We start from the raw sequence: 12,187 nt of genomic DNA, 5'->3' as shown, positions 1-12,187 counted from the left end.
CTCCCGCTAGAAATGTTTTGAAAACCTTTCTAACAGAAACGCTCCTTGAAAACTTGTTTCAATTCCTCATAGGTACGATACAAACGTAGAGGATTTGCAAGTAAGCAATATGTTGAAAAACCAGTTTCAATTCCTCATAGGTACGATACAAACAATCATCGCTCGCTCGTTCCCGTCGAGTTTCAATGGTTCGTTTCAATTCCTCATAGGTACGATACAAACAAACATTGGTAAAACAAAGATTGGTTATGTATTTGCAAAGTTTCAATTCCTCATAGGTACGATACAAACAAACGCATCTACCACCATTTCACACCTTCTTTCAAGCTGGTTTCAATTCCTCATAGGTACGATACAAACCCTCGAAGCTAATTTGTGCCATTATCTTTTCCTCCTAAGTTTCAATTCCTCATAGGTACGATACAAACGAGGTCTTGCGAGGATTCATCTTTTCCACCGAACAGAGTTTCAATTCCTCATAGGTACGATACAAACAGTGGCTTATTTGGGATGGAAAGACGTGGATTGAGGAGTTTCAATTCCTCATAGGTACGATACAAACTTGCGATTCGGTTGCGTTCGGGTCGGGATACGAAAACTCGTTTCAATTCCTCATAGGTACGATACAAACAGCCTTTTATTTTGGTAATAGCGGTATTACTGATTTGTTTCAATTCCTCATAGGTACGATACAAACATTGTAAAAAAAGAAATGAATGCTGTCTATCATATCATGTTTCAATTCCTCATAGGTACGATACAAACTATTATAAGGTTCGCCGTCAAGATATTGAACCAGCTTAGTTTCAATTCCTCATAGGTACGATACAAACCCCAAAAAAGTATTGATAAATCAACACTTGGAAAAGCTATACAATGTTATTATACATACATCCGAAAATTCAGTCAATAGCCTATATCCGTTGATACAACTGAAAGAGTGGCAAAATACAAACTGTCGTCGATCCCCCGAGGTTTTTGCAAGATTGGAGGTCGACGACAGTTGTGAAATACTTCACTTTCTATTTGCAATACGAAACATGCCGAATCCTTGTGAGTTTCGTCCGCCGATACCTACACGATACAAAAACGTTAAATTTTCTGGAGAAGAAATAAGCTTATACCGCCCTTTCCACGCTGTAATGTAAAAGCCTTTAAAGCTCGTTACGATCCGATCGTTTTTTCGAACATCGACAGGTTCGATGAGTAACCGATCGCTCGGTGGAACCCCATAGTATGCTTCATATTTGTTATGAAAATTCCGTTCCATTAAATGGGGAAACACTTCATCGTTCGGGTCAAAAAATTGTGTTTTTTTCTTCCCATCCACCGTTTCGTACGTACTGTATACAGTCATCGGCGACAACATATCGATTTCAATTTCACGTTGCTCAATTGCTCGTTTCTCGGTTTCCACTCGCTCAACGATGACATGCTGATCACCAATTTTTACGTATGGCTGAAGCAATAAATATTCCCCTAACTGTTGCGTCAGTTCAGGAAGCACAGTGCCAATGTGCCATTGAATCGAATCAACAAAAGTAATCGTTTTGGCATCGTATTGAATGTAATGTTCGCCAAATAAGCGGCTAAATGTAAACATTTTAAACGATCGCTTTTCTTTGCGAAATCCACGATCATGCAAAAAGTGAGCAAATGCCTCATCGCTGAGTGAATGGTATATTAGCCCTTGTAAATATTGCTGATAATGAAGTGGCAATATAACCGTTCCGTCTGTTCCCCGTAATGTAATCGTTAAACGCATTTCCGTCTTCCTCTCTACAAAATGAATTCCTCTCCACCTTTTTTCAGTCCAAACTCTTCACGCTTCGAATATTTTTGCGTGCGGAATGTATAAAAAATAACTGAATCAACATCTGGATCTATAATGTCTTCCAGCTCCGCTTTTAACTTCACATAGTTCGCTTCAGAAATCTCCCCTTCGAATACTGAGTTTTGAACCCAGTATAAATATTTACGTGCAATTTTCAATGCTTTTGAAACCCTTCTCTTATCAAAATCATAGACAAGAATAACAAACATATATCGACACCTACCATAATGAGCGATATGGCTCATATTCTTTTTCACCGAGTAAATGTTTTTGAATTTTATAAAGCTCTAACCGAATAAGCCGTCGATAGGATACGGATTTCCCGAGATGCCGATGATTAACTGTTGTTTTCATCCGTTTGTCTAACTCTTCAATAAACTTTTTGCGTCCTTCTTCAGACAATAAAATTCCTTCCATATGCTTATCAAAATCTTTTTTCGTTATCATTTTCTTATTAATAAGCGTAAAAATTAAACGATCTACCATAATCGGCTTGAAAATTTCTGCAACATCTAAATTAAGTGAAAACCGCCGAAAGTTTGTCGCATGCAAAAAACCAATTCGTGGATCTAAGTATGTTTTATAGATTTCACTCAAACACATCGTATAGCAAATCTGATTTCCGAAACTAATCATCGCATTTAAACGATTTAGAGGTGGGCGCTTCGAGCGTTTTTCAAACAAAAAGTCTGGATGATTGTTCAAAATGTCATCGAACATACGATAATATTTCTCACGTACATGCCCTTCTGTTGCCATCATTTCTTCAACACTAGTCCATTGTTCCAGCTTGGAGCAGCTCTGCTGAAAATCTAAAATCATTTCCTTGAATTTATCATTTTTCTCTTGTATGCGATTTTGATAATATTTCAACACTTGAATCATTTGTCCGATAGACCCATCAATAAATTTTCGCGCTAGAATAAGACGTTTTTCAGGATGCAAATACGCTTCAGCCTGTTTCAAAACAACATGCCCCGCATTTAAGTGCTCCCGAGGATAAAATGTCCCGGTGTAATAACCATAATGATTAAAATAATGGATACAAATATGCTTTTGTGCCATTAACTCCAAAAACTTTTTCGTTACATTCACTTCACCGAAAATGTAAATATCGTTAATATCCTCGACAGGCAACACACGTTTCCGCTCAGATGTTTCAAAACAAACACTGTTGTCCTTCCGAAACAACTCTCCATTTTGAAAAATATAAAGCGTTTTTTTCATTTCTATTCCTCCGCCCAACAATATTCTCGGTAAGCACAACTACGGCAAAATCCGATCTTTTTCGGCTCTGGAGGTACAGGTGAACGGGCGATGCTGCGAATATCAGCAATGGCTTCTTCTAATACTTGCTTCCCTTTTTCTGTCCATTCCACTTTAACCACTTTCTTCTCTTTTGGAAACAAAAGCTCTCCTTGAGCTGTTATTCCCATTTTCCGAAGTGTATCAAGATAATAAAAGAGTTGATAATATGCACTTTTTTCATAAGTGGATGATTTTTTCACTTCACCGACAACAAGTGTATTCCCTTCACGACGTACACGATCCACTTTAATATTTCCAATGATTATTTCTTTTTTCTGACGTTGATAACTTGTTTCAGAAATAAACCGCCCTATTTCAAGGTTATCATCTTCTTGATCAGCTGCTATTTGGTGCACAATAAGCCAGACTTCACGCTTGCAAATAAAGTAATACCAAATATGTGTACCATTTACATCCATTACATAGTCCATGCATCCACCATCTCACTTGAGCGAATTAATCCATATTCGCAATGATAATATTGGTTTAATATGTCATTTGGTAATCGGAGCATTCGAGTTTTCTCGTACAAGTCACGATCTAAATTTTTCACAAGCTGGATTGGGGCAGAAATGACATACTGACGTACCTCTTTCTTCAAGTGTAAATAGTTTTCAAGTTTTGTTTCTAAATCTTTTTCTTCAATTACCGTTGAAATGTACTCTTCCCAAATAGCCATTGCTTGCTCATCTACTTCAACGAATACATCTACTGCCTGGTGAACATCTTTAATTAGTTGAAAGTCTGATACATAGTCGAACTCGCTCTTTTCTTTTGCATCAAATCTCAATCCCTCTATCGCCCGTATAATCCCTTCTGATACAGTAAATGATTTAGCATTTTGTACACTCTCAAAATACCGATAAATAATACCAAAAAATTGATGCTCTGAAACTGTCTCTTTCGGCAACGATTCTTTTGCAATTTTCGTATGAACAGATCCGTATACGTACTGCGATTCTAAAGTTCCGTTTCTTTCTACCGGAACAATATACACTTTGCCAAACTCCCTTGCTTTTCCGTTCCGGTTACAGCGACCTGCAGCTTGGACAATAGCATCAATTGGACCTATATCACGATAAACAATATCAAAATCAACATCTACTCCAGCTTCGACTACTTGTGTAGAAATAACAGCTACCTTCTTCTTATCTTTTAAAAGTTGCTTCATTGTTTCAATCCGTTGCCTACGTTCGTAAGGAACAATATTAGTAGAAAGGTATATCACATGATAGCCGTACTGTTTTAGCCAACCTTTTAATCGTTCATATACATCAATTGACGTTTTAATCGTGTTAAAAATGGATAAGTAACTTTTTCCCTCTTCAAATCGAAGTTGAAACTGTTCAATCCATTCATCCACATTACAAAATCCTCTTTCTCCTCTAAACGGATGAAGCTCCACACGCTCCATTTCCTTAAAGAAGTTAATCGGCTTTATCATGTCAGATTCTAGAAGCTCTATTGTCTCATCTTTTGGAAAAATTAAAGGCTGTGTAGCTGTTAGTAATAAAATTTTGCAACTAAATAATTCAGCCATTTTGTATAATACAGAGCGAAGCAGAGGCCAGTATTCAACAGGTACATTTTGTATTTCATCAAGAATAATAATGCCTCCTGCAATTTGATGAAATTTCTTTAGTGCTCTATTTTCATAACCGATCAATGTATAAAATAATTGCACAAATGTTGTTACAATAAACTCAGCTTCCCAACTTTCCGTCAACAACAGTGCCTGCCTAACAGGTAATTCTTCATTATTTGTACGATACTGAAAATTAGACAAATGATGGTGCTTTACAAGATATCGCTGTTCGTTACATGTAAAATCCTCCAATTGTTTTAACAGATCGTGAATGACTTTCTCGTTTTGGTCAATAACACTTGTGAACGGTAATGCATAAATAACTTTTGGTGTATAGCCTTCATGCTGTTCGGCATATTCTCTCCATTTCAAAGCAGCTGAAATCGACAACAATGTTTTTCCTGCGCCAGTTGGTGCCGTTAGTGTAAACAATCGTTGCTCTGGCTTTGTGTTCGCAATATATTGGAGTCGCTCCATTACAACATTGTACATTCGATTGCGCCATCCATTCGTCCCTTCTATTACTTCTGTATTGAAATGGATTTTACGGTATTGATCAACAAGATCTGAAGGAATGTGGACACGTGGCTGTCTTTTAATATTTGCAGCTGACAGTTTATCAGCATTAATTAGTACTGAATATAGCAATAAGGTATAGTAGTATAAATTATCCGTTACCTCTCCTCTCCTTTTCTTCTTAATAAAATAGTATTGACGGTATACCTCATCAAAGCTTTTTTCGTAGTCCCGCGTAAAGTCTTGAAGTTCCTCTTCCAACGAGAGAGGGACACATAACTTCTCCCATAGCGGACGCAGATCCTTTGTGATATCTGATACATGTTTTTTTACATCCTCAATCTGCTCCTTCAAAATACGAATACGATAGCGAAGAGAGTCTTGTACACTATCTTCATAAATATCTCGTGATTTTGTTACATCTAATGCTATATCGCGCAGATTCCCATGGTGATGCATAATTATAAAATATCCTAATAATGGAGCAAATTCAGACCAAGAAGCTACCAAGAAACTTGAGCGGCATAAAAGGTGAGCTGCAAACAAAGCAGAAATAAATGAATGATGATGCAAGTCCCCTTGCGTTTCTCCGTTTTTTAAATAGGTTTGAAAATAGGATAAGTATTTGCCAAAATCGTGAGTCAAAGAAACAATCTTATTGATATATAGCAATACTTCCCGATTTTCTTCGGATAACGGCACGTGCTTCAGCATATCACTCGAATACTCATACACTTCCCATAAATGAACAACTAATTGTTTATCCGGGTTTGTATGGGATAGATACATGTTTTCGCCCCCTTAAAAATAGCGCAGCAATTCGAACGTCGCTGCGCTACATAAATAACACGTTTTCTTTTTCCCCACCGTACATGACAGTAACATACGGTACCTCGGGAGTAGCTACTAGTTGCCGCGATTGCTCTAACAAATAGTAATCGGTTTCTTGAATCATTCTTTCCTTTGTGAAGTGGCGAGTCATGAACTCTTTAACAATCCTTATTTCATTAGATAGCTGAATTGAGCGTTCACGTAACTGGGAAACGCGAGCAACAGAATGAATCGGCACTAACCTACCTGCCTCATTTTGTACCCCTTCCACCTCGGTAATCCATTCCAATTGCCCAATAAGTTCAGAAAGTCCCAAGTATGGAGGATAAATATAGCGATTTTCTTGTATTCGCTTCTTCACACTTTCATAAATAAACGAATCATCATGTGAAAAATAAATGCGGTATCGCAAATGTACTTCTTCTTTCCTAGGTAAAACAAACTCAAGTGGGATTTGTGTATGCCCCTTACTATTGTTGAGATGACTTTTAGATGTTACTAGCATATAATTTACTGTTTGAACCATTTTCCGGACGGGAGTACGTACAGAAAGTGCGATATCGCATTGATTCTCTGAAAACTGCTCATAATAACTATCTCTTTCCATTCCTAAAATACCCGCAATAATTCCTATAACCGTTGTTCGCGGCGGAAAAAAATATGATAGAGAAGATGAGTTCGTATCTATCTTTCGAAAATGTCCCATCTTCCCAACCAAATCAAAAATAAGCATGTTCATAAATGTCACCCTTTTTTACAACACTGAAACAAGCTTATCAGCCAACTCAGTCGGTATAAGATCAACCAATTTTCCTTGCAGCCCTTCATAACTTAACAATAAGTTAGAATCCTGCCAGTAATGAATATACGCAATCTCATCACGCACTTCTAACAACTTGTTTACTAGCGCATCCACATGAAGTTGCACCTCTGAAATGCTTCGCAATCCTTCTGTTTCTGCTAAACTCACTAAATCTCGCAAGTCCCCTACAAGGAATTCCGGAGAGTTATATTCCACACGTACATATAGGCGTGGATACTGACCGACTTTACTGCGAGTCGCACTTAATGGAATAGACTTGATAACCGCCTTGTCAAAAAGATGAATATCTTCATCTGTAAGCCTTGTATGTGCTGCACGATGACCACTAATTACCCCATGAAATGCTAAAAACGAGTAGTATACACGATAATCTTTTCCAATGTTGCCGCCATCGTTTTTATCATCCGAGCCAAAATGAGAAGTAATACTTGCTGACTCCACAAGCGTCACTTTATTTAATGAATATCCCCAGTTGAACTGAACAGGACCAATAAAAGTCATGGAGCTTCCCTTATCCTCAGATTTCAATGGCATTGTTGCTCCAAATACTCGAACGTCGATCAATTGATCAAGCATCCATGTTTGTTGTTCTTTTGATAATTTGTTAATATTTACTTTACCATCGTATTTCTCAAATAAACGTTTAATCCGTTCTGTCGCATTTACCGTCTCCCCATCCACTTTCCCTACAAAAATTTCTTTCCCAATTTGTTCAAAGTAATCACGAATATAGCGCTTCAATCGAACGTCGCTTACTAAGTTTATCGAGCGTTCATAGTCCATGCGTGGACGGTTTTCTTCATCAATGTCACCATTTGGATTTGTTAATTTCGCATCATAAAGAAATAAAATATCACTATTGTTCATCGCATCTTCTCCTCGCTTTCGACATTATTCTTCATTATCTAATTCTGTCTTGCCTTTTTTGGCGTTTTCTAAAATTCGTTTTGTTCCATAAGCATAACCAGACAGTAAATAAAAGACGCTTTCACGATCTGACAAACTCCATTTTTCCCGTAGTGCTACATCTAGTAAATGCTTGTGCGCTGCATAAATCGACTCATTATACAAAGACGCAATTTTCAGTTGGCGAAGTTTTTCAAACACTTCAGTAGAAAGCATCATCACTTTTTGCTTGTTCATTCCATGGTAATTAATTTTTGATAAAATAGGTTTACTCGCTGTTTTCCCTGCTCTAGCTTGTCCAAGAGCTTCTGACCGTTCGTTAGATCTCTTAACCTGTTCTGCCCCAATTCGAGCAATTAAATAACCGAGCAAAAATAACGCTCTTTGTGCAGTCATATAGTTCATCGTTTCCATATATTCCGCCATTTCTGCATCAGGCAAATCATATAAAATACCTGTCATTTCTCTTCCCTCCTTTATTAAATTAAGCCTGTACAAGAGCTTCAAAAATAACTGTGCGTGTATCATCGAATCGATAAGTTGAAAATCATTATATTCTTTTTTGCTATTATATTGATAAAGGTCGTAATTTGCATACATATGAACTTTAGCCAATTGCACAAATTGCGTGACAAGCCATTGATAAGAAATAGACTTATTTGTTAACAAAGACTCATAAACATACAATATTTTTCGTTTTTCTAAGTTTTCTCCTCGTTGGGTACGCATTGGAATTAAATAATAAATAGCATCTAACCCTAAATTAAATTTTCCACTACTAAAAAAGCGACGCCCAATATCTTCAACATTTCTCATTCCTCTCCCCAGAGCTCGTAGATAAGTCAAAGGGACGTCGGATATCAGTTTGTTAATCTTTAGAGAAGCTTTCGATTTTGTATAAAAAAGAAAATGTAGAGAAATATAATTATCCATTTGCTCTTCAAATAACTTGTAATCTTCAATATCTCTATACAAAAACTCTGCTGTCTCAACTGTTTTCACTGTACGAATGAATCGTCGGATACGTTCACTAATGTCTTGGAGAGGTGTGTTCGCAAATGGAACATCATATAAAAAGTCTGGGATAATATAGCAAGGGAGGCCACTAAAGCGGGTGTTAAAATCTCTAAGGATGTATGCTTCCCCAGCCATAATTGCTTGATAGGCTTCTTTGGAAATTGATAAATTTTTTACAAACGATTTTTTATCCAAGTCACTCGCAAAGCTGATTTTATCATTTATGTAGTAGTTAAACTTTAATTTTGTAGTTTCGCCCGTAACAGGAGCTTTTTTATTTGTAAGCGCACATATACCTTCTTCTGCGTCCTTAAATACACTAAACTTTTCAGAAATCACCAATCTCTCGTACTCTGGTTGCTTCACAATAAGCTTGCCATCAATAGCTAAAGAATATAAAAGAACATCTTTGCTGTTTACGTGTGCTTCTTTTTCAACAAAATGCTGAAACTGCTTAGCTACCTCACTAACTGCTTTTTTTCCGTCTACTTCCGTCAACGTACCGCCAATATAGATTGGATTAAACACATAACGATATCTCTCATCTGATTTTTTAGTAGCGCCAAGATCAAGAAAGAACAATTGATGAGCTTCTTTTAGAAGACGATAATAAGAGTCTTCTCGATCCCAGCGCTCAAGTAAGTTCGGAATTGTTTGTCCTAGTAAATATTCGATGTTTCTTACAGTACCGTACCACTGCGGGCTTGCTGCTCCATCTGCTGTTCCGATCCACAAGAGATCGGTAGAAGTAGATGATCCGATCTCTTTTAGGGACAGTTGAACCTTTTTCGTTTGCAGTGACAGATCGATGATAACGGCATATTTTATAGTATCATCCGGCTTTTCAAGCGGTAACGTTATAGCTTGTACTATAGAAGGATTTTCATCGATCATATACTTATGACCTAGAGAGTAAATAGTTTTAATCATAGCAACCACCTACTTCAGTGCAAAATAGCATAAAAATAAATTTTGTCTAAAAAGATATTTTTATATCTCATCCTATGTAACGATTCTACCGAAAAAGAAAAGAAAATGTTGTCGTTTTTTGTCAAATAAAACTAAATTTCAATAAATTTTCATAATTTAAAACATGACATATTCAATCATTATATTAATAAATTCGAAATCAGAAGCTCCCAAATATCCATCTATCTTCTTCATTTTCTTGACATAATATTTAAATATACAAATAATAGGAACGGGAGCAAAAAATATAGAGGACGAAGGAGGAAGTCATTTTGTTTAGAGCCATATTTTCTTTTCTCATTGCTTTCATTTTTTTATTTACTTCTTCCGCATACGCCCATCCAGGAAAAACAGATGCAAATGGTGGACATACTTGTCGAACTAATTGTGAAAAATGGGGGCTAGAAACGGGAAAGTATCATTATCATGATAAAAATGGCAACATTATTCGCCAAAAAAGTAAAGCCACGAGTGTCCCTACTATTCGTGTGAACTCAAAACATATCGTAAAAGTCATTCGTGTAGTAGATGGCGACACGATCGATGTACGCTTCTCTAACGGCGCAACGTCACGAGTTCGTTTCATTGGGGTTAATACACCAGAAACCGTCCATCCTCAAAAACCAGTCGAGAAATATGGAAAAGAAGCATCTAATTACACAAAAAAACGATTGACTAATCAAACAGTTACACTTGAGTTCGATGTAGGAATAAAAGATAAATACGGCAGATTCCTAGCATACGTTTGGATTGGAAAAGAGCTTTACAACGAAACGCTCGTCAAAGACGGATACGCACGTGTGATGACGATTCAACCAAATGTAAAGTATCAACAACGTTTTCTTGAGGCTGAACGAAAAGCACGCCAACAAAAGAAAGGTCTCTGGAACGTATAAACAACATAAAAGCTGTTCCGAACAACACTTCGGAACAGCTTTTTTAATCCTTATAGGTACGATACAAATTTCTTCATCTCGTGCGAGCGAATATTGCATTTCTGCGTTTCAATTCCTCATAGGTACGATACAAACGGAAATCGGGTATGCTGCGTGGAATGTTGTTTGGTATGGGTTTCAATTCCTCATAGGTACGATACAAACGAATGGAAAAGCGGATTGAAAAATTTAGAAGATGGGCGGTTTCAATTCCTCATAGGTACGATACAAACATCCGAAATGCTATCAAATATATCAGCCATTGCCTTGTTTCAATTCCTCATAGGTACGATACAAACAAAAATCACAAGCGTTCTTACAAATCGTGACGGAGTGGAGTTTCAATTCCTCATAGGTACGATACAAACTCCAACAGGACAGCCCAATGCTTGTACGCCTCTGCACGTTTCAATTCCTCATAGGTACGATACAAACAACCATACCTTCAGAAAAATTGAGCGGAAAATTAGCGAGTTTCAATTCCTCATAGGTACGATACAAACGCTTTGGCCTGCTTCGTCATCTATCCACACCCATTCATAGTTTCAATTCCTCATAGGTACGATACAAACCATTGAGATTTCTCATTCCAATTATTGAAAAATCTTCATGTTTCAATTCCTCATAGGTACGATACAAACGCAGGAGAAGTCGACGAAAGAGAAGCCATCTTTCGTCGTGTTTCAATTCCTCATAGGTACGATACAAACGGTTGAAGTACAAATAGAAAAAACAACAGAAGATAACTTGTTTCAATTCCTCATAGGTACGATACAAACTTACAAACAAAGGAGGAAGTAAAAATGAAATTTTTAGGTTTCAATTCCTCATAGGTACGATACAAACAAGGATTTTTCACGCTTCAAAAAGTTGTATCGAAATGTTTCAATTCCTCATAGGTACGATACAAACTCTATCCACCTAGCTACCTCCTCTTCCGATTGCAAGCATCGTTTCAATTCCTCATAGGTACGATACAAACGAAATGGGTTGCGGACGGCGAATACACGATTGTATTCGCGTTTCAATTCCTCATAGGTACGATACAAACTACGGATGGCAGAAGGGCCTTTTAGTCGTCGCAGAACAGTTTCAATTCCTCATAGGTACGATACAAACAGAATGATTAGAATCAACGTGTCTAAGTCAAGTCCGTTTCAATTCCTCATAGGTACGATACAAACATGACATCACCAGAAAAAATTGTCCTGCGCCGTGGGTGTTTCAATTCCTCATAGGTACGATACAAACCATTTCGACATTTTTTTCAGCAATCTTGTTGTATCAGTTTCAATTCCTCATAGGTACGATACAAACCGATGCCGATTTATTTTGAACGCTTGAAAAAGATTGAGTTTCAATTCCTCATAGGTACGATACAAACCTGCTTCAATCGTACATGTATCTCCGCGTTTAATACGATGTTTCAATTCCTCATAGGTACGATACAAACTGGGAGTAAG

Annotated in this window: 9 protein-coding genes and 2 CRISPR repeat arrays (1 of these 11 only partly in view); of the genes, 1 reads left to right on the top strand and 8 read right to left on the bottom strand. The window is 37.2% G+C overall.

Features of this window, described 5'->3' with window-relative positions:
* Positions 1–55 precede the first annotated feature (55 nt).
* A CRISPR array of direct repeats spans positions 56–833; the repeat unit is 30 nt; unit sequence GTTTCAATTCCTCATAGGTACGATACAAAC.
* 182 nt (positions 834–1,015) lie between these two features.
* The 8 genes from cas6 to HNQ82_RS00070 are packed head-to-tail and all read right to left on the bottom strand — an operon-like array spanning position 1,016 to position 9,750.
* Positions 1,016–1,765 carry a CRISPR-associated endoribonuclease Cas6 gene (cas6, locus tag HNQ82_RS00105; RefSeq protein WP_183246142.1) on the bottom strand — a complete coding sequence of 250 codons (750 nt, stop codon included), beginning with the start codon at positions 1,763–1,765 and terminating at the stop codon, positions 1,016–1,018.
* Between the two features lie 14 nt (positions 1,766–1,779).
* Entirely contained in the window at positions 1,780–2,043 is a 264-nt protein-coding gene (gene cas2 / locus HNQ82_RS00100; RefSeq protein WP_032100145.1) for a CRISPR-associated endonuclease Cas2, read from the bottom strand.
* Between the two features lie 10 nt (positions 2,044–2,053).
* On the bottom strand, positions 2,054–3,061 hold the full coding sequence (gene cas1b, locus HNQ82_RS00095) for a type I-B CRISPR-associated endonuclease Cas1b (RefSeq protein ID WP_183246140.1): 1,008 nt from the start codon (positions 3,059–3,061) through the stop codon (positions 2,054–2,056).
* Positions 3,062–3,063: 2 nt separating this feature from the next.
* Positions 3,064–3,573 (bottom strand): CRISPR-associated protein Cas4, encoded by a 510-nt coding sequence (cas4, locus tag HNQ82_RS00090; RefSeq protein WP_032100147.1) that lies wholly within the window; start codon positions 3,571–3,573, stop codon positions 3,064–3,066.
* A complete protein-coding gene (gene cas3, locus HNQ82_RS00085) occupies positions 3,561–6,032 on the bottom strand; it encodes a CRISPR-associated helicase Cas3' (protein WP_183246138.1) in 2,472 nt (823 codons plus the stop codon). Before cas3 ends, cas4 begins: the two co-directional genes overlap by 13 nt.
* Before the next feature lie 46 nt (positions 6,033–6,078).
* Entirely contained in the window at positions 6,079–6,813 is a 735-nt protein-coding gene (cas5b, locus tag HNQ82_RS00080) for a type I-B CRISPR-associated protein Cas5b (protein WP_006320564.1), read from the bottom strand.
* Positions 6,814–6,828: 15 nt separating this feature from the next.
* On the bottom strand, positions 6,829–7,764 hold the full coding sequence (cas7b, locus tag HNQ82_RS00075) for a type I-B CRISPR-associated protein Cas7/Csh2 (protein WP_032100149.1): 936 nt from the start codon (positions 7,762–7,764) through the stop codon (positions 6,829–6,831).
* Between the two features lie 24 nt (positions 7,765–7,788).
* Positions 7,789–9,750: a TIGR02556 family CRISPR-associated protein gene (locus tag HNQ82_RS00070; protein ID WP_183241075.1), complete on the bottom strand. Its 1,962-nt coding sequence runs from the start codon at positions 9,748–9,750 to the stop codon at positions 7,789–7,791.
* A 311-nt stretch (positions 9,751–10,061) separates the two neighbouring features.
* On the opposite strand from HNQ82_RS00070, the gene HNQ82_RS00065 reads away from it, so the two are divergent.
* Entirely contained in the window at positions 10,062–10,685 is a 624-nt protein-coding gene (locus HNQ82_RS00065) for a thermonuclease family protein (protein ID WP_183246136.1), read from the top strand.
* 39 nt (positions 10,686–10,724) lie between these two features.
* A CRISPR array of direct repeats spans positions 10,725–12,187; the repeat unit is 30 nt; unit sequence GTTTCAATTCCTCATAGGTACGATACAAAC (it continues 198 nt past the right edge of the window).

The sequence above is a fragment of the Anoxybacillus tengchongensis genome, from assembly GCF_014201585.1.
In the GTDB taxonomy this organism is placed as follows: Bacteria; Bacillota; Bacilli; order Bacillales; family Anoxybacillaceae; genus Anoxybacillus; species Anoxybacillus tengchongensis.
The sequence above is the reverse complement of the archived record's forward strand: the minus strand, read 5'-3'. Positions and strand labels throughout refer to the sequence as shown.